The sequence below is a fragment of the Pseudovibrio sp. Ad5 genome, from assembly GCF_001623095.1.
In the GTDB taxonomy this organism is placed as follows: Bacteria; Pseudomonadota; Alphaproteobacteria; order Rhizobiales; family Stappiaceae; genus Pseudovibrio.
The window spans coordinates 1-18,500 of the sequence record NZ_LMCH01000014.1 but is presented as its reverse complement, the minus strand read 5'-3'; the positions used below and the strand labels follow the sequence as shown (position 1 = coordinate 18,500).

The following is an 18,500-nucleotide window of genomic DNA, read 5'->3' as shown; positions in this document are numbered from 1 at the left end:
CCGCCGTGCTAAGCGACGCGATATCCTTCGCGCCAGACACCACGGACGATTGGGACGTCGCCAACCATACGCACCTGTACAAGGTCTGCGCGGCGGCCAACTTCCAGTGCACCACGGTCAGCAAGGCCGACAGCCTCTGCCGGGATCTTTGTTACCTTCTGTACGGCTTCAGGAACGGAGATGCGCTCGATTTGCTGGGCCAGCAAGAAAGCGGCTTGCAGAAGTGAGACTGGGACGTAATCAGAAGACAGAACGTCCAGATAACCAGCTTCTGCCAACTCGCGTGCAGAAATGTTGCCTGAGTGGGACTTGCCGCGTACCACGTTCGGAGCACCCACCAGCACAGCCATGCCAGCTTCGTGTGAAGCCTTTGCAGCTTCCATGGTGGTTGGGAATTCAGCAACATTGATGCCAAACTTGTTTGCTTCCTCAACATGGGCGAGGGTTGCGTCGTCATGGCTGGCCAACATCATGCCTGCAGCTTTGGCGCGGTCTGCAATGGCAAGACGGTTCTTATCGGAGTTGCGATTTGCACGGGCCTGCATTTGCAACATGAACTCTTGCATCTGTTCGTCAGAAAAACCCTTCTTGGTTTTGTAGTAAAGCTCGAACTGATCCAGAGAGGTGAACTGGCGTTGCCCCGGTGTGTGGTCCATCAAGGATGCAAGACGAACGCGCGGATCGTCATTGAACAGCTCAAAGCCTTCAACACAGTTGTCGGCGGAAACCTCACAGCGCAGGTGGATGTAGTGATCAGCACGCAGGCGGCCTTCTTGTTGACCGATCTCGATTGCATCGGCCATAGCCCGCATGTCTTGTGCAGTCAGGTCTGCATCGTCTTCCATGCCAACGCGCAGGGCATCGAACACGGTGGTGATGCCGGAGCAGGCGATCTGTGCATCGTGAGCCTGAACGGCGGAGACTGCGTTCCATGTGACGCCGGGGCGTGGCTTGTAGTGGTTTTCGAGATGATCGGTATGCAGCTCGACAAGACCGGGAATGAGATAGTCGCCTTCACAGTCCAGTGCGTTGGACGTGTTGCCGTCACTTAAGTCGCTGATCATGCCATTTTCGACTGCCAGTGTGCCTTCCAGCGTCTGGTCCGGGAGGATCAGTTTTGCATTGGTGAAGGTCATTGGTGTGTGTGGCTCGACCATTGTTGATGTCTGATGTGGCGCTACGCCGACTAATACATCGCTCATGCTATTTGTCCTTCCAATGGTCTTATTTCAATGACTTGAAATGGCGCCCCAGCCTCTGGTTCAACGCAGAGCGCAAGGTGCGAAATGGAGATTGGTTGATGAATGACAGGCTTGAAGTGGTCTTCTGCGGCAGCTTTGAGGGCTTTGCGCTCGTTCTCGTCTTCAAGTCGTTTTGACAGGGTCATATGAAAATGGAAATGCTTGAAAATGTAGGGGTAGCCCCATTCCAGCATGTAGGCATCCTGCTGTGGTGTCAGGTTCGCTTTGCGGCGTCGTTCGATGTCTTGTTCGCTCAAAGGTGCGCGAAGATGATCGAGCTGTTTGATGCATTGCGCTGCCAGTCCGTTGAGCTGTTCTGACGGCTGCGTCGGTGTCAGGGCGAGAAACTTGCCGAGGAAGTTTGGCGCAAGTCCTTCGATGGTGAAGGCAGATGTTTGGTTGGCGAACGTGCTGAAAGCCGCTTTTGCATCTTCCTGCGATTTACCTTCCGCCAGATGGAATGGTGGTTTCATGGTGGCGTGGAAGCCATAGCGACGTGCGTCTTCGGTGATTGAGTGCAGGTGCCCGGGCTCAAACTCGTTCAGGTGCGGGTGTGCGAGACTGTCATTGGAAAAGGCTGAGCGCCCGAGCCATTGGCTTCCCAACTCCGTGAGCGTGGCTGACTGTGGGTGTGTGAAATAGATTGAGTAACGCATATCCAGAATATCCTTGGGCTTCGAAGTATCGGGCAAACGGTGTCAGTCCTATGACACCTCAGGCTGGTTCGAAGTGTTCCAGAAACCTTTCCACAGTCATCGATTGAAACAGAGGGAGTCGCTCGATTATTTTGTCCTCAGGCCAATCCCACCATTTGAGTTGGATCAGCCGGTCAGCAGCTTCCTTGGAAAAGCGTCTCTTGATCGGCTTTGCCGGGACGCCGCCTACGATGGTGTAGGGCTCCACGTTTTTTGCCACCACAGCGCCTGCTGCGAGGACCGCGCCGTCGCCAATCGTTACGCCGGGTAGTACGGTTACGCCATGTCCGATCCAAACGTCATTGCCGATAATGATACGCGCGGCTCTGCGGTCAGCAAAGAACTGGTGATCCCGTTCTTTATCTTCGCGGTAGTATTCGGGGGTGTAGGTAAAGCGATGTTGGGAAACCCGCTCCAGGGGATGATTGGGAGGGCCAAGGCGAACATTGGATGCAATGGCCGTGAACTTGCCGATTGTTGTGTCCGCAACCGTCGAGTTCGGGCCAATGTAGGAGTAGTCGCCGATCTCACAATATTCCAGATAGGTTGGGCCAAGCACTTCGCATTGCTTGCCAACCGCAGCTTCTCGATGGGTGACGGTTGACTCGATGACCGTCTCCGCAATTTTGGGGGGCTTTGTCATGGAGTGAGTTTCCCTTTTTCACGCATAGTGCGTTAAGCGGCCGTTGCGAAGGTTGTTACATCGATGATCCGGTCTGCAATGGCATCGCGAACGTCATGATCGTGAAGAATGCCTACCATTGCTACACCTTGCGTTTTCTTCTCTTCCACCAGCTCCACAACAACGGCTCGGTTTGCAGCATCGAGTGAGGCTGTTGGCTCGTCGAGAAGAAGGATCGGGTAATGTGCGATGAAGCCTCTTGCGATGTTAACGCGTTGCTGTTCACCACCCGAGAAGGTTGCTGGTGGCAACTGCCAGAGACGCTCTGGCACATTGAGGCGTGAGAGCAAGTTGCCAGCACGCTCAAAAGCTTCGTCTTCTGCAACGCCTTGCGCCATGAGAGGTTCGGCAACCAGCGTGAGAGCAGGGACGCGTGGGATGGCGCGCAGGAACTGTGAGACGTAACCGATTGTGGTTTCGCGCAGGCGGATAATGCGGCGCGGTGTTGCATCGGCGACATTGACGATCTCGTCGCCATCCGTGATCAGGATCTGCCCTTTCTGGCAACGGTAGTTGGCGTAGATCATTTTCAGAATTGAGCTTTTACCCGAACCTGACGGACCGCCAAGAACCACACATTCTCCTGCTGAAACGGAGAAGTTTACACCGGAGACGACCGGGATTTCCAAGCCATCTCGCAAGTGCATCTTGAAGGACTTGGCAAGGTCAGAAACAAGCACCTTGGTTTTAGGAGTGTTTGTCATTGTCTTGTCCTTATGGCTGCAAGATGGAGGAGACGAGGAGCTGGGTGTAACTCTCTTGCGGGTCGTCCAGTACCTGATCTGTCAGTCCGCTTTCGATGACATGACCGTGGCGCATCACCAGAATACGGTGTGAGAGGAGGCGGGCCACTGCCAGATCATGGGTCACGATGATCACGGAGAGGCCAAGGTCAGCAACAAGACCGCGCAGGAGGTCCAGCAAGCGTGCCTGAACAGACACATCCAAGCCGCCAGTTGGTTCGTCCATGAAGACCAGCCGCGGGGCGGTGACGAGGTTGCGGGCGATCTGGAGACGTTGGCGCATTCCGCCGGAGAATGCGCGTGGGTCATCGTCAATGCGGTCTTCTGCTATCTCAACGCGGCCGAGCCAATCGGTGGCAGTTTCACGGATGTTACCGTAGTGCCGAGCACCAACTGCCATGAGGCGTTCGCCCACATTGGCCCCTGCAGAGACAGTCATGCGCAGGCCGTCTGCTGGATGCTGGTGGACAAAACCCCAATCGGTGCGCATGAGCATGCGTCTCTCGGCTTCGCTCATTTCATAGAGGTTGCGCATCTGGCCCATGCGGTTGCGATAGTTGACCGAACCTGAGGTCGGGGTGAGGCGCGTTGCAAGGCTGTTGAGCAGCGTTGTTTTGCCCGAGCCACTCTCGCCTACAATTGCAAGCACCTCACCCGGATAGAGGTCGAAGCTGACGTCTTTACAGCCGATGCGGCCGCCATAAAGTTTCGTGGTGTTGCTGACCTGAAGCAGCGGAAGGTCTTCAGAGCTTTGAATATCCAGAGACATTAGTCGTTTCCTTCTGCTTCCAGAGGATTGGTTCCAAGGTGTCCGACATGGCCGGCCTCGCGGCGTTCCTCGCAGAAATCACTGTCAGAGCACACGAACATGCGGTTGCCGTCGTCATCCAGAATGACCTCGTCCAGATAGACCTCTTCTGCACCGCAGATGGCGCAAGGCTGGTCGAACCGGGTCACTTCAAATGGATGATCTTCAAAATCCAAACTCACCACTTTGGTATGTGGTGGGATAGCATAGATGCGTTTTTCGCGGCCTGCGCCAAACAGCTGGAGCGCTTCCATCTGGTCCATCTTTGGATTGTCGAACTTTGGCGTCGGGGATGGGTCCATCACGTAGCGGTCCTGCACCATGACCGGGTAGGCGTAAGCCGTTGCGATATGACCCAACTTTGCGATGTCCTCGTAGAGCTTCACATGCATAAGGCCGTATTCTTCCAGCGCATGCATCTTGCGGGTCTCGGTTTCGCGTGGTTCCAGAAAGCGGAGTGGCTCTGGAATCGGAACCTGATAGACGAGCACCTGATCCTTTGTCAGCGTTTCTTCCGGGATGCGGTGTCGGGTCTGGATGATGCTGGCGTCTTTTGTCTTTGTGGTGGTGTCTACACCAGTGGTTTCCACAAAGAAGTTGCGCAGGGCGACGGCGTTTGTGGTGTCGTCTGACCCCTGATCGATCATCTTCAGGCAATCGTGCTTGCCGATGACTGCAGCTGTTACCTGCACCCCGCCTGTGCCCCAGCCGTATGGCATTGGCATTTCGCGGGCGGCGAAGGGAACCTGATAGCCGGGGACCGCAATGCCTTTGAGGATCGCGCGGCGGATCATGCGTTTGGTTTGCTCATCCAGATAAGCGAAGTTGTAGTGCTCGCCGGAGATGCCTTGTGTTTCAACGCGCTCGGTCATTGTGCTGCCTCCGCTACGAGTTCCTGTTCAGCTGCTTCGCGTTTTTCTTGCCACTCTCTGCGCACCTTGCGGATGAGCTCCAGTTCTGACTGGAAGTCGACGTAGTGGGGCAGTTTGAGGTGCTCAACGAAGCCGGTGGCCTGCACGTTGTCGGAGTGAGACAGGACGAACTCCTGATCTTGCGTCGGGGAGTCGATTTCTTCCCCCAACTCTTCAGCCCGCAAAGAGCGATCTACGAGCGCCATTGCCATGACCTTGCGCTCGCCCTGTCCGGGAACCAAACCGTAGCCGCGAGTGAATTGTGGTGGTGCGGATGCGGAGCCCTGGAACTGGTTGATCATCTGACATTCGGTGACTGTCATGGTGCCAAGAGGAACTTCGAAGCCGAGCTCTTCCATGAAGAAGTCAACTTCGACCTCTCCAAGACGGATTTCTCCTGCAAAGGGATGGGTTCTGCCAAAACCACGCTGGGTGGAGTAACCAAGTGCCAGCAGAAAGCCTTCGTCGCCACGTGCCAGATTCTGCAAGCGCAGATCACGATCTGCTGGGAAAGTGAGAGGTTCGCGGGTGATGTCGCCAACTGGAGCATCCGGTGCGATTGGCTCATCCGGCTCAATCAGGCCTTCATCATTGAGGAGGTCTGTCACGCGTGGGACGACCTCTTCCTTCTCGAACTCCTGCACTTCTGGTACTGGAGCTTCGCCATCTGTCGCCAGTTTGAAATCGAGCAGGCGCTGGGTGTAATCGAAGGTTGGACCGAGTAGCTGTCCGCCTGGAAGGTCCTTGTAAGTTGCGGAAATACGGCGACGGATCAGCATCTTAGCGGTGTCGATTGGCTTGGAGTACCCAAAGCGTGGCAGGGTTGTTCTGTAAGCGCGCATCAGGAAGGCAGCTTCTATGAGATCGCCGCGAGATTGCTTGATGCCGAGTGCTGCCAGTTCTGCATCATACAGAGAACCTTCTGCCATCACGCGGGAGACAGCGAGGTAAAGCTGCTCAGAGATTTGCTTGAGGCTCAGGGATGGCACGTTGGTATCGCCGCGGCGATCCCGTGCCATGAGCTTGTGAGCGTTTCGGATGGCTTTCTCGCCACCTTTCACAGCAACATACATGAGTTAAGCCTCCAAACCGGTGATTTTAGTGGAGCGAGGCAGGCCTGCGACCTGATTGGTTCCAGCAAAAATGATGTCGATGCCGAGTGGGTAGAGTGTGCTGTTGTCTTGCATCTGCTGCCAGAACATTGCTGGTGCGGGAGCAATGCTGAACTGTTTCTCAGTTTTGATGCCCGGACCTTTCAGCGTGATACCGTCGTCTTCGGTGAGCTCATCGACCATCAAAACGATCGTGGTTGAGCGGTCTGGATATTCCGCATTGCCAGCAGCAAAGCTTGCAATCGCAGGGAGCAGTTTTGCATCCGAGACCAGTGCAAAAGCGGCTTCTGCAGGGCTTTCAACGAAAGGTGCTGCCGTGTGGAAGCGGATGTAATTCTTGACGGTTTCATTGGTTGCCAGTGCAGGATCCAGCCAGAGCGGTGTGTCATAATCGCAAAGTGTCAGCACGAGTGCTATTGCGGCTACAGACAGTGGAGCAGGAGGGCTGAGTGTGAGATTGCCCAGCTGTTGCACAGTGCCCGGTTGAGCCAGTGCGTTCATGGCGGAGCGGAAGACGGACTGGGCGTCGTGGACTGGATCAGCCAGACCCGGAGCAGGCGCCTTGGCGAAGATTGAGGAGGCTGTTTGCGTGCTCATATTATTCTCCCCGAACCATGGTGAAGAAATCAACTTTGGTGGCTGCGACTTCAGCGCGTGTTTCGTTTTCTGCTTGTTCTTGAGCGGCGGCCAATGGCTGAAGAACCTTTGTCTTAACGAGATCCCGGTGTTCTGGTTGTTGCCAAAGAGCGTCAATCAGAGCTGCCAGCAGAACTTTTTGTTTTTCGCGGCCAAGGGCTTGACCGAAACCGGTGGTCCCGTCGTCTAAAGCTATGACGCAGCGAGTGACGGTTGCTTCGCACATGTTGAAGGGAGCGCCGGTGCCACCCGCGCGGCCACGGACCATCACGAGCCCGACTTCTGCTGGGCGGATAACGGTATAACTCGGCTCTAAACCGAGGTTTTTCCAAGCTTTTGCAAGGTCTTGCGCTGAGGCCTTTGCCAGAATGCCCATGGCATTCTGCCTAGCTGCAATTTCCGGTGATTGCTCTTTGAGCGAACTTGCCGTCATTTCAGCCCCTTTAACTTTCAGGAACACGCTGGTTCTCTGGCATTGTGTGGTGACGCCTTACGGGTTTGTCGAAAGATTGGATCCGCGCGTCTGAATTCGGTTGCTAAGCTAGAACTAATGTTGTCTAGTTATATAGACAAATATTTTGCTCGCCAACTGATTAGTGTTGTTTCATGACGAAGGCATGACGAATGCGATGAAATTTGATTTCTCTCCTGTTGAGCGACGTGCGGGCGTTGCCATGTGGAAGCAGATTGCTGAAGTGCTGCGCTCTGAGCTTTCGCGAGCTGAGGTTTCTGAGGGGGAGAAAATCCCGACAGAACAAGAGCTTGCACATAGCTTTGAGGTTAATCGCCATACTGTACGGCGTGCGATCTCCACGCTGATCGAAGAGGGTTTTTTACGTTCAGATCAGGGGCGGGGAACCTTTGTTGCCAAGGCTCCGCTGGTCTATCCCATCGGTCCGCGCACGCGCTTTTCGGAGAACTTGTCGGGTCAGGCGCAGGAGGTTTATGGGGATATCTTCCGCACGACTGAAGTGATTGCAGATGCTTACACATCCGAACTGTTGGAGATTGAACCGGGCACTGCACTGTTTAAATGCGAGTCTGTGAGTTACGCAGATGGCACGCCAATTATCGCAGGAACGCGCTGGTTTGAAGTGTCTCGCTTTCCCAATCTGCCTTCAGATTTGAATGAGACCAACTCGATCACCAAGATCATGGAGAAGTATGGTTTCGGTGATTATCGGCGTCAGGAAACCCGGATTACAGCAGCGCTTTGTAGTGCGCATAATGCGGAGTTGCTTAAGATCTCCGAGGGATCGCCTGTGCTCGTGATGGAATCTATCAATGTGATTGCGAGTGGGGCGCCTATACAAATTGGTCGTGCCTATGTGGCTGCTGACCGGATGCACCTAACCGTCAGAAATGACTAGGCTTTTGTTTAGAGCCAGTACTTGGGTGCTTCTACGGCGGCGTTCCAACGTTCCTGCGCTTCCAGCCATGCATTGTCTGCTCTGGCCTGATGCCAACCTGCGACGAAACCGATAACCGTTGAAACTTCGTTGTTTTGCAAGGATTGCGGAAGCTTCATTGCGACCAGACGGTCGGCCATGGCTACATCGTTGAGGTAGCCGAAGGTATTTTGAAGTCGTTTCAGACACTTAAGGAAGATACGCAGATCTTCTGGCTCATAGAGAGAGCGGAAGAACTCAACCGTATAACGCATTTTTTTGAGCGATTTGCGGAGGTCGTGGCGCTGCTCGATGGTAAGATCTTGCAGGTTCTCCGACCGTTTTTCGCAGGCCTTCCAGCGCTTGGATAGTGCATTTTGGGCGAAGGTTTGAATTGGTAGGTCCAGTTTCCTGAACTCGCTTAGTCCCAGGTTCTCTTTCCAAGCTGAGCTGTGTGCGAGTTCTCCCAGTTGGAGTAGGAAGCCGTTGAGCTTTGGATCGATCAGCTCCTGTCTCAGTTCAACCTGAGCTTCCACATGTGCTAGTTGAATGGCTTCAAAGAGCGGTTCGACTGAGTGCGTGTCTGGCAGTAACGGGATAACCGGTGTGATGATATCTTCCACCAGCACATCGATATCTCTTTGATTTCCTGCAGTTGTTGCCAGTTGCTTCGCGGAGATATCCAGCGCTGCGATGGTTTCGTTGCCCGGGAAAGCTGCTTTGTAGATATTGAACGCACTTCGTAATCTACGCAGTCCGACACGTAGTTGATGTGGGCCTTCAGAGATGTTTTGCTGAAGGACGCAAGAACGGTTGGCAACAATCTGGTTGAGGCATTCGCTTAGGATTTTTTGGAAGGCTGAGCCTGCGTTGTCTCCTGGTTCCAACTCTATGTAGTTGGAGTGAAGTGCTTCTGAGGGCAGCTCAGGTGGTTCACCACTTGCTAATCGATAGCCAATGCCTGCCTTGTTGCTGCTGGAAAACAGAATTGGTCGATCTTTCATGAGTGCGCCTGCCAGTTTGTACAGGCTTTCGACCGGGCCTTCCATCAGCTCCAGCTCTACTTCATGGATCGGATGCTCTTTAGTGGCTGTTTTGGCTATGCCGGAATCCAGAGCCACTTCAATCTTCGCACCTGCTTTATCTGTATAGTAGGTCAAAGTGCGCGTGATGGCGGTCTCGAACAGGATTCCCCATTGCTTGCCCTCAAGCAGAGATAAGAGCTTCTGCTTGATTTCATTATCAGAAATCACATGGAAGTCTGGCTCAATTCCGGCTATGGGCAATTCCAGCTCAATCCGTTTGGAGAGCCCGGACTGCATGCCGCCGCCTTGCTTGATGGTTTGTAGCCAGTTGGTGCCGTTGTGGCGCGTGCGCAGCGAGATACGGGCTTTTTTGAGTGTGTGGTCCGGCGTGTCGTAATACACGGAACGGAGACGTTTCACGGATTGCTCACTGACCGCAAAGCCTTTTGGTGGTTTTGCTTTGGCCAGTTGCTCCAGAGTTGTTTCGTCTACAGAAAGCTTAAGCTCAATCTCGTGCATGATTGCCGGGCCACCCTATGCACAGCGTGCGAAGTGGAAGCTTGTTCCATCCCACTCTTGTTGATTTTACGTAGTAAACATCTCGCGAACGCATCCGCCTGTAAAGGGTGCAAAACGTCTATGGGAATTTATCAAAGATATAATCCCCATTTGGCAACGGTACTATGAATTGTGCTCTATTAATGCCCGTTGGTGGGTTATGCGGGCGTTAGCGGATCCTGCTGGAACAGGTATGCATCAAAGGCTGGATCGTCTACGTCTGATAAATCCATCAGGCGTTTCTTGACGTTCTCAAGGTGTTGCCACATCGCTTGTTTTGCTGCTTGCGGGTCTCTTCGCTTCAGAGCGTCGAGGATATCCTGATGGTCGTTGAGCCACTCTTCGCGGTATGTGTTGTCGAAGATGCGTTCGTGCAGCTTATCCCACATTCTGGAACGGGTGCGCTGTTGCCAGAGGTTTCTGACCATATCGACCAGTACTGAGTTCTGGGTGGCTTCTGCTATGAGCAGGTGGAATTCCTCGTCCGCCTCATATCCGCCGGAGCCTTTTGCAAGGTCTTCGCGCTCACGCTCCAAAGCATCGCGCATGCGCAGGATGTCGGCTTTGGTGACCATGGAGGCTGCGAAGGCTGCGATGTTGCTTTCCATAAGCTGGCGTGCCTGAAGGAGCTCAAACGGGCCGATGTCTTCCAGATTTGAAGTGGGAGTAACTTGCTCCGCATCCGGCAGGCGTACAACGTAAGTGCCTGATCCTTTGCGCACATCAATCAAGCCTTCGATCTCAAGCATGATCATAGCTTCGCGCAGAAGCGAGCGGCTGACGTTCATTTCTTCAGCAATCTGGCGCTCTGGGCGCAGGCGATCTCCAACCTTGAACGTTCCGTTGCCTAACTCTTTGCGCAAGACTTCAGCTACTTCCTGATAGCGGCGACGCTGACCATCCATTTCGCTTATTCTCCCATGCCTGCGCGGTTTGGCGGATTTTCATGATTGCTGCACGCTTAAGATACTAAATAAAGCAGATTTGCAAGCGAGACAAAAGGCCAGAGATTTGCCTTGTTACTCTGGCCTTTCTTATTCCATTAGAAGGCTTATTGGGTCAATGCTTTGATGCGTGTGATCAAGGAGCCAACTCTCTCAGATTTTTCCGCAGCTTCTGCATGCATTGGCAAAACAGCTTCGATGAATGGTGCTTTATCCACCTCAATGAACTTCACATTAAGCTCGGATTTTGCCTGCTCGATGTGTTTCTTTGTCATCTCATTCCACTGGGCACGGTGGAGGTGCATAGAGGACTTGGCAGCATCACGAATTGCTGTTTGTTCGTCTGTGTTTAACGAATTCCAGACCGTGGTTGAAATGACAACGATAGACGGGATCATTGTGTGGCCGTCATCGGAATAAACCTTGGAGACTTCACCATGACGGGCTGTGGTCAGCGCCAGCGGGTTATTCTCTGCACCATCGACCACGCCCTGCTGAAGTGCGCTGTACAATTCGCCCCAGGATATTGGCGTTGGGCTGCCGCCGAGCAGTTCTACCATGCGGATTGCTGAGGGGGATGGTTGGACGCGGATTTTCATGCCTTTGAGATCAGCTGGTGAATGGATTTCCTTGTTGGCGTAGAAGGAGCGGGCACCTTCCACGTAAAAGGTCAGACCAATAAAACCTTTGTCTGCTGATGCTGCAAGGATGTCGTCGCCGATTGGGCCGCTGAGAACATCGAAATAATGGTTCTCATCTACGAAGATGTAAGGCAGGTTCAGCGCTGAGTATGACTCTTCAAAGGCTTCCAGTTCGCTGGCGTTGGTTTTGGCCATTGCGAGGGTGCCTTCTTGCACTAACTCCATGGATTCTCTTTGTGTTCCCAGTGCGCCATTGCCGTAGATGCGGATTTTGAGAGAGTCGTCGGTGGCTTCTGCAACTTTATCTGCCATGTGCTGCATGGAAATGTGCAGAGGGTGCTCTGGTCCCTGATTGTGACTGAGTTTCAATGTCTTCGCGTAGCCGAATGAAGTTGTTGCAAGCAGAGCTGCGCACAGAACTGTGGCTTTGGCAATCTTTCTCGTAAACATATGCTTCCCCCCGGATGATCGCAGCGAATGTATTCGTGAGATGAAACTATAGAATGCTGAGGCTGCGATATGTAATAGAAAGAATTGGATGGATTCGAGGAGTTGTCAAACCATTTTATATATTGGTTGACCTTATGAAGAGCTTATTTGTTTTCCGTCTAACTGAATTATTTCTACTGCATCAGCCTGATAGATGTGATGAAGCATTATTCTTCTAGTTAGCGCTCTTATGATTGGTCGGAGTTCTTCTAAGAAAGAACGGTATTGGTCAACCGAAGGGCGAGAAGATGCAAAAAAGCCCCTGAGTTTGTCTTTCAGGGGCTGGATTGATGATGTCAGTTCATGTTCTTCGGTTTCCAGCGCCGCAGCAACATGGCGTTGGTAACCACGGAGACGGAACTCATGGCCATGGCGGCTCCTGCAATGACAGGGGAGAGCAATCCCAGCGCTGCCAGCGGAATGCCGATGATGTTGTAGATGAAGGCCCAGAACAGATTTTGTCTGATTTTTCTGAGGGTTGCTTTGGAGATGTCCAGTGCTGCCGGGATCATCTTTGGCTCAGAACGCATGAGTGTGACGCCTGCGGTTTCCAATGCAACATCTGCGCCGGAGCCCATTGCAATGCCGAGGTCTGCAGCTGCGAGAGCAGGGGCATCGTTGATGCCGTCGCCGACCATTGCAACTCTATAGCCTTGTTCTTTCAAGTCATTTACGACTTCGTTCTTGCCTTCTGGCTGAACGCGTGCCTGAAATTCGTCAACGCCGACCTGATCTGCGATGTTTTTGGCGGCGAGTTCCGTGTCGCCGGTGATCATGACTGTGCGAATGCCTTGTTTCTTAAGGGATTCTACAGCTTCACGGGCGGAGTCCCGTGCCTGATCAACAAAGGCCAGAACACCGATTGCACGGTCACCCAGAGCGACTGTAACTGCGGTTTTACCTGAGGATTCGTAAGTCTTTACAAGACCATCACCCATCATGGATGGGGCGACATTCAGGTCTTTCATCAGGGCTGCGTTGCCGATGGAGACCTGCTGTCCAGTGAGCTCTGCAATCAGGCCCTTGCCGGGGATAGCCTTGATGGAGCGTGGGCGGGTGAGCCTGAGGTTGCGCTCTTCTGCTGCGCGGATAAGTGCGCTGGCGAGTGGGTGTTCGCTGCCCAGCTGGATGCTGGCTGCGATTGTCAGCAGGCGGTCGTCATTGCGGTCAAAGGCCTGAGCATCCGTCAGAACTGGCTTGCCGACGGTCAGCGTGCCGGTTTTGTCAAAGAGGATCGTATCGACTTTGTGGGCGCGTTCCAGCGCTTCGATGTCGCGGATAAGTATGCCAGCCTTCGCGGCTGCGCCAGTGCCTGCGACAAGTGCTGTCGGGGTAGCAAGTCCCAGTGCGCAAGGGCAGGCGATGACGAGGACGGCGACGGATGCGCTGACGGCTGTTGTGACGTCGCCGGAGTAAAGCATCCAGCCAGCGAAGGTTGCGAGGGCGATCAGCACAATAACGGGAACAAAAATAGCTGCGACTTTGTCGACTAATTTTTGTAGCGGTGCCTTGGAAGCCTGTGCGCCTTCAACAAGGCGGATAATCTGAGCTAAGCGTGTTGATTCACCAAGGGCGGTGGTGCGGACAAAAATTGCACCTGCTCCGTTGATTGTTCCACCAGTTACCTGATCACCCTTGTTTTTGTGCACGGGGAGGTTCTCTCCGGTGAGCATAGATTCATCCAGCTCGCTTTCACCCTCTTCAATCAAGCCATCGGTTGGAACGCACTCGCCCGGTTTGATAACTATGTAATCGCCGAGGCGCAGATCTGAGATGCCAACGGGGATAATCTTGTCGCCGACGATCTTGTTGGCCGTGGTTGGTCGCAGGGCGATCAGAGAGCGAACTGCTGCTGAGGTGGAGCGTTTCGCCCGTATTTCCAGATACTTACCCATCAGAATGAGGGTGAGAATGACGGCGGATGCTTCAAAATAGAGGTCTGTTGCCTGCGCCTGTGTGGCGAAGAAGACGTTATAAACGCTGTACAGATAAGCGGCGGATGTGCCGAGCGAGACGAGGACATCCATGTTGGCGCCGCCATGACGCAGCGCTGCAAACGCACCCTTGTAGAATCGCGCACCGACGAAAAGTTGGATTGGCGTTGCTAATGCAAACTGCAGTACGCCAGAGAGCTCGAATTGCACGCCAAACGCCATCAAAACCATTGGAATGACTAATGGAATCGCAAGGAGCGTTGATAGCGCGAAAAGTTGAAAGGTTTTGCGTTCTTCTGCGTCGCTATGTGCTTCGCGCTCCTCAAAAGCCTTCTTTGCTGCCTCTGCCTCGTCCCGGCGCTCCCTGGCCTCAAAACCAGCTGTCGAGACCACATCCACCAGATCATTTGCGGCGACCTGAGGCAGGTGTTCCACCTCTGCCATTTCAAGTGCGAAATTGACCGTGGCTTTGACCACACCTTCGGTTGCCTGGAGAGTCTTTTCCAAGCGAGATGCGCAACCTGCACATGTCATTCCGGTGATGTCGAGTTTGACGGTTTGGGCTGCAGAGGCTGAGGGTGCGTTCATCAGAGCTATCTTCGGTTGCCGAGTTCAGACCCTCAGGACTTATTACCATTGGTGAGGGCGGGTCAAGTGGTTGTAGAGAGGGTAAATACGCAAGCTCTCCGATGTGATGTAGTCGTGTTGTGATCCTGATCGAAGCCGAGACCACAGCCTGATCATTTTTGCAGGGAACACATAGGGTTTTGCGAAGTTTGACCGCTCCTTGGCCCTTCGGTACGGAAAGGCGCTCTGTGGATAGTCACGTAATGGGAACGAGCGGTGTCTGCTCAATGGCTATGCCAGCAGCAAAGAGATGATCTGTGTGATCTCTTTTGATGGGGTTGGCAGGCTGGCGCATTCCAGGATGAGGGATTTTCCGGTTGGTTGCCATTGGGTGAAAGGGGCTTTGAGGTCACCTTTCTTGAGAGACGGTTCGACAAGGGCTTTGTGACCCAAGAGGATGCCTGCACCGTTTTTCGCTTCTTCCATTGCGATGGCATAGAGGGAATAGTTTGGGCCGTCGCTTAAACCATTCAGAGTTGGTGCGTTTTTGCTGGCCCAGACCTGCCAGTCCTCTGCCCAGATCACATCGTGGAGGAAGGTTTCTGTCTCAAGATCCTGTGGTTCTTTCAGGCCCTTTGCTGTTGCTGGTGAGCAGACCGGGGTGATGAGGTCCTCTGCGATGATACGTTCTTGAGCCGTGCCTTTGGGTTTACCGATGAAGATGGAGAGGTCGTAGATCTCGCGGTCCAGATTGGGCGGCGTTTCCAGTGCGATGACAGAGATGTTGGTATCTGGCAGGGCTGCTCTGATCTTCGGTAGACGCGGAGAGAGCCAGAGTTGGGCGACGCTTGGCAGGGCAGCAATGTGAATGGTTTTGCGGCTGGTTTTGGCTCGTAATTGCCGGACCGCGTTGCCCAGTTCATCGAAGGCCTTAGAGAAGTGCGGGGCGATGTCCTGTCCCAGCTCTGTCAGGTGGACGCCTTGAGAGCGGCGCTCGAACAGGTCTGCGCCGACCCATTCCTCCAATGCTTTGATGTGCTGGGAGACAGCGCCTGCGGTGACGCTCAGTTCTTCTGCTGCATTGGCAAAACCGCCGAGGCGGGCGGCGGCTTCGAATGCACGAAGGGCGTTGAGAGGTGGCCCTTTGGGGCGGGAGGGAGAGACTGACATGGCTTAGCCTTAGTTTTTCTAGGCCAATAATTACATATTCTGGTTTGCGCTCTCAAGCGTTCTGTCCGCACACTCCTCTCAACAATTGGGAGGTTGTGATGGTTTTAGCGAAACGAAATTGGGTTCCAGCTCACTGTGAAGCACTGGTGCAGGAGGTTGCGCAGCGTACGCAAGCACAGAGTTCTGCGGCTCTTCTGGGGCGACTGGATGCGCTGGCTGCTCAAAACAGGGAAATTCATGAGGAGCAGTGCTTCAATCTAAACCCGGCAACGAATGTGATGAACCCAAGGGCTGAGGCGTTTCTAGCCTCTGGCATTGGTTCTCGTCCGTCTCTTGGCTACCCCGGTGATAAGTATGAGATGGGGCTGGAAGCTATTGAAGAGATTGAGGTGATTGCGGCTGAGTTGAGCGCGGAAGTGTTTGATGCGCAGTATGCGGAGATCCGTGTACCGTCTGGAGCCGTCGCTAATCTTTATGGGTTTATGGCGACCTGTCAGCCGGGTGATACGATCATCGCGCCGCCTGCTTCCATTGGCGGGCATGTGACCCACCACATTGCAGGCTGTGCCGGGCTTTATGGTTTGCGCACTGTGCCTGCTCCGGTGAATGCGGATGGTTATACCATTGATGTGGAGGGGCTTCGTGAGCTTGCTAAAGCGGAAAAGCCGAAGCTGATTACTGTGGGTTCCAGCCTCAACCTGTTTGAGCATCCTGTGCGCGCTATTCGTGAGATCGCCGATGAGGTGGGTGCGAAGGTGATGTTTGATGCGGCGCATCAATGCGGGATCATTGCTGGCAGAGCCTGGGCGAATCCGTTGGAAGAGGGTGCTCATTTTATGACCATGAGCACCTACAAGAGCCTTGGCGGGCCTGCGGGCGGTCTGATTGTCTCCAATGATGCTGAGTTAATCGAGCGGATGGATGCCATCGCGTTTCCGGGGATGACTGCCAACTTTGATGCGGCGAAGTCTGCTGCGCTGGCGGTGACCATGCTGGATTGGCGGGACTATGGGCAAGCGTATGCTGCTGAGATGATTGCCCTTTCAAAAGCACTGGCGCAGGCGCTCGATGCGCAGGGCATTCCCGTGTTTGCCAAGGCGCAGGGCTTTACGCAGTCACATCAGTTTGCTGTTGAAGCAGCTTCGTTTGGCGGAGGGCAGGCGGCTTCCAAGAAACTCCGCAAGGCTGGGTTCCTTGCCTGTGGCATTGGTTTGCCGATTGCTGAGGTTGAGGGAGACATGAACGGGCTGCGTATCGGGGCGCCTGAGCTGGTGCGCTGGGGTATTGGTACCAGCCATGCGAATGAGATGGCGCGATTGATTGCAGCTGCTTTGCGCTCGGACCAGCCCGCGCAGTATCTGCCTCAGATTTCTGCATGGCGTCAGCAGTTCAAGAAACTGCATTATGTGATAGCCGAAGAGCCGGTGTCAGCCTAACAGCTGTTACGGCATAACAAAGCGTTCAATGATGAGGTCGCGTTTACTGGGTTGTGTTCTTCTTAGTTGCTTAGATTTAGGCGGTGGGCATCAGGGACATCACACAACGCGACCCATCCAGACTGTTCTTGAAGCTGGAGCATCAAGCTCGCTAAACCCATACTTCTGCCAAAAGCGAATGGCTCTAGCGTTCTTTGCATTCGCACCAACATGTACAGCTGTTACCCCATGTCGTTTCGCGTCTCGCATCCATTCCTTAAGAAGAAGGGCACCCATGCCTTGTCCTTGAATAACTGGGAGAAGGTTCATGTGTAGATGTGCAGGAAAGCATGTAGAAATCTGTTCTGGTGTTCTCTCCGGAAGATGTATCATCTGGCATCTGCGTTCTTCCGCTGTCCAAGCTGATCGCATTCCTTGGTCAGGTTTTGGGTACCTTCGTCTTAAGCTCGGCCACCATTGAGATTCTAGGACCTCCTCAAATTCAACGGTATTATGTGTGCCTACACAATAACCTACGACTTGGTTTTGACTCTCAATCACGTAAGCGAATTGAGGTGAGTACTTTAGGTAGGGGGCTGAATATATGTGCCCCATCATTCGATGATCGGCATACAAGTGGCTGGCATCATCACCCAAATGGCCTGTTTGAACCGAAATACGGTAGAGTCCTTCCAAATCATGGGGACCAGCTCTTCGTATTTTGCTCATTTCAATATCCCCATTTGGAATGCAACCGCTCTTACATCTTATGAAGATCAAATATTGGCAGCAAGCTGAAGATGAGTGCTTTCAAGTCGTGCGGGCCATATGTATGGACCGCCTGCATTTCGCAAGAGAGTTTTTACTTGGAACCTTGAAGTCGCTACTATGTATCCGACCTGTTTATCGGCACGCGGGCCGTGGCCTTGATGGTAATACGCACGTACCTACAGTCTAATTACCGGACAGGTTACTTAGAACCATTATGGCCCTCTGACTTTGAGTGCGTTCTTTCTTCCGTTCCATGCTTATGCTCTGTCGCGAACTTTAAGGAGGTTCTGGTTGGATCGCCTCCATATCAGCTGTATGGTTGTCAAACTCCGTGCAATTATACAATACGCTCCAGGCGATCCTTGCCAGCTTATTGGCCAGGGCGACGGCCAGTTTATTCTTATGCATTCGCTTGGATGCCCGTTCCAGCCAGTCTCCGAAGCTCAAGTTCTGCCAAAGTTTCGGTCGCATCATCAAAACGTGTGCCGCTTGCACCAACAACATGCGTAAATAGCGATTTCCGGTTTTCGATATTTTGCCGAGGATGGGCTTGTCTCCTGTGCTGTACTGCCGGGGGACCAGGCCCAACCAAGCGCCAAGGTCTCGTCCGCGTTCAAAAGCAGATCCGTTACCGATGGCGGCCACCAGCGCGGTGGAGATGATGGGTCCGATGCCGGGGATACTCATCAGCAGTTGGCAGCCAACGTCATATTTGCTGATCTGTTCGATCTCGGTACTGGTCGCATCGATGCGTTCGTCTAGCCACAGCC

Annotated in this window: 18 protein-coding genes; 2 read left to right on the top strand and 16 right to left on the bottom strand. The window is 53.6% G+C overall.

Going from position 1 to position 18,500, the window contains the following annotated elements:
• Positions 1-8: 8 nt before the first annotated feature.
• The 9 genes from PsAD5_RS08295 to phnG are packed head-to-tail and all read right to left on the bottom strand — an operon-like array spanning position 9 to position 7,261.
• Complete coding sequence (locus tag PsAD5_RS08295; RefSeq protein WP_063291762.1) at positions 9-1,157, bottom strand: alpha-D-ribose 1-methylphosphonate 5-triphosphate diphosphatase; 1,149 nt, start codon at positions 1,155-1,157, stop codon at positions 9-11.
• A gap of 41 nt (positions 1,158-1,198) precedes the next feature.
• Complete coding sequence (locus PsAD5_RS08290) at positions 1,199-1,897, bottom strand: DUF1045 domain-containing protein (protein WP_063291761.1); 699 nt, start codon at positions 1,895-1,897, stop codon at positions 1,199-1,201.
• 58 nt (positions 1,898-1,955) lie between these two features.
• Positions 1,956-2,579: a DapH/DapD/GlmU-related protein gene (locus PsAD5_RS08285; RefSeq protein ID WP_063291760.1), complete on the bottom strand. Its 624-nt coding sequence runs from the start codon at positions 2,577-2,579 to the stop codon at positions 1,956-1,958.
• A gap of 32 nt (positions 2,580-2,611) precedes the next feature.
• The gene (phnL, locus tag PsAD5_RS08280; protein ID WP_063291759.1) at positions 2,612-3,322 is read right to left on the bottom strand and encodes a phosphonate C-P lyase system protein PhnL; all 711 of its coding nucleotides are present in this window, start codon (positions 3,320-3,322) and stop codon (positions 2,612-2,614) included.
• 10 nt (positions 3,323-3,332) lie between these two features.
• Positions 3,333-4,130, bottom strand: a complete 798-nt coding sequence (gene phnK / locus PsAD5_RS08275; protein WP_063291758.1) for a phosphonate C-P lyase system protein PhnK — start codon at positions 4,128-4,130, stop codon at positions 3,333-3,335.
• On the bottom strand, positions 4,130-5,041 hold the full coding sequence (locus PsAD5_RS08270; RefSeq protein WP_063291757.1) for an alpha-D-ribose 1-methylphosphonate 5-phosphate C-P-lyase PhnJ: 912 nt from the start codon (positions 5,039-5,041) through the stop codon (positions 4,130-4,132). Before PsAD5_RS08270 ends, phnK begins: the two co-directional genes overlap by 1 nt.
• Positions 5,038-6,153, bottom strand: coding sequence for a carbon-phosphorus lyase complex subunit PhnI (locus PsAD5_RS08265; RefSeq protein WP_063291756.1), 1,116 nt, complete (start codon positions 6,151-6,153; stop codon positions 5,038-5,040). The genes PsAD5_RS08270 and PsAD5_RS08265 overlap by 4 nt, the downstream gene beginning before the upstream one ends.
• A 3-nt stretch (positions 6,154-6,156) precedes the next feature.
• Positions 6,157-6,789: a phosphonate C-P lyase system protein PhnH gene (gene phnH, locus PsAD5_RS08260; protein WP_063291755.1), complete on the bottom strand. Its 633-nt coding sequence runs from the start codon at positions 6,787-6,789 to the stop codon at positions 6,157-6,159.
• Position 6,790: 1 nt separating this feature from the next.
• On the bottom strand, positions 6,791-7,261 hold the full coding sequence (gene phnG / locus PsAD5_RS08255; RefSeq protein WP_063291830.1) for a phosphonate C-P lyase system protein PhnG: 471 nt from the start codon (positions 7,259-7,261) through the stop codon (positions 6,791-6,793).
• Between the two features lie 184 nt (positions 7,262-7,445).
• Between phnG and phnF the strand changes: the two genes are divergently transcribed.
• Positions 7,446-8,198, top strand: a complete 753-nt coding sequence (gene phnF / locus PsAD5_RS08250) for a phosphonate metabolism transcriptional regulator PhnF (protein ID WP_063291829.1) — start codon at positions 7,446-7,448, stop codon at positions 8,196-8,198.
• A gap of 8 nt (positions 8,199-8,206) precedes the next feature.
• On the opposite strand, the gene PsAD5_RS08245 is transcribed toward phnF, so the two are convergent.
• The 5 genes from PsAD5_RS08245 to PsAD5_RS08225 all read right to left on the bottom strand — a co-directional run bounded on the left by PsAD5_RS08245 (position 8,207) and on the right by PsAD5_RS08225 (position 15,544).
• Complete coding sequence (locus PsAD5_RS08245) at positions 8,207-9,760, bottom strand: CYTH and CHAD domain-containing protein (RefSeq protein ID WP_063291754.1); 1,554 nt, start codon at positions 9,758-9,760, stop codon at positions 8,207-8,209.
• A gap of 197 nt (positions 9,761-9,957) precedes the next feature.
• Positions 9,958-10,704 (bottom strand): FCD domain-containing protein, encoded by a 747-nt coding sequence (locus PsAD5_RS08240; RefSeq protein WP_057461877.1) that lies wholly within the window; start codon positions 10,702-10,704, stop codon positions 9,958-9,960.
• Between the two features lie 146 nt (positions 10,705-10,850).
• Positions 10,851-11,834: a TRAP transporter substrate-binding protein gene (locus tag PsAD5_RS08235; protein WP_063291753.1), complete on the bottom strand. Its 984-nt coding sequence runs from the start codon at positions 11,832-11,834 to the stop codon at positions 10,851-10,853.
• A 335-nt stretch (positions 11,835-12,169) separates the two neighbouring features.
• Complete coding sequence (locus tag PsAD5_RS08230) at positions 12,170-14,395, bottom strand: heavy metal translocating P-type ATPase (RefSeq protein WP_063291752.1); 2,226 nt, start codon at positions 14,393-14,395, stop codon at positions 12,170-12,172.
• Between the two features lie 270 nt (positions 14,396-14,665).
• The gene (locus PsAD5_RS08225) at positions 14,666-15,544 is read right to left on the bottom strand and encodes a LysR family transcriptional regulator (RefSeq protein ID WP_063291751.1); all 879 of its coding nucleotides are present in this window, start codon (positions 15,542-15,544) and stop codon (positions 14,666-14,668) included.
• Positions 15,545-15,642: 98 nt separating this feature from the next.
• Here PsAD5_RS08225 and PsAD5_RS08220 point away from each other — a divergent pair, with 98 nt between their 5' ends.
• Positions 15,643-16,980, top strand: coding sequence for a serine hydroxymethyltransferase (locus tag PsAD5_RS08220; RefSeq protein ID WP_063291750.1), 1,338 nt, complete (start codon positions 15,643-15,645; stop codon positions 16,978-16,980).
• A gap of 99 nt (positions 16,981-17,079) precedes the next feature.
• Here PsAD5_RS08220 and PsAD5_RS28740 read toward each other — a convergent pair whose 3' ends face one another.
• The gene (locus PsAD5_RS28740) at positions 17,080-17,289 is read right to left on the bottom strand and encodes a GNAT family N-acetyltransferase (protein WP_342585838.1); all 210 of its coding nucleotides are present in this window, start codon (positions 17,287-17,289) and stop codon (positions 17,080-17,082) included.
• A 717-nt stretch (positions 17,290-18,006) separates the two neighbouring features.
• On the bottom strand, positions 18,007-18,500 hold a 494-nt coding region (locus PsAD5_RS08210; protein WP_193778144.1), incomplete at its 5' end, for an IS110 family transposase.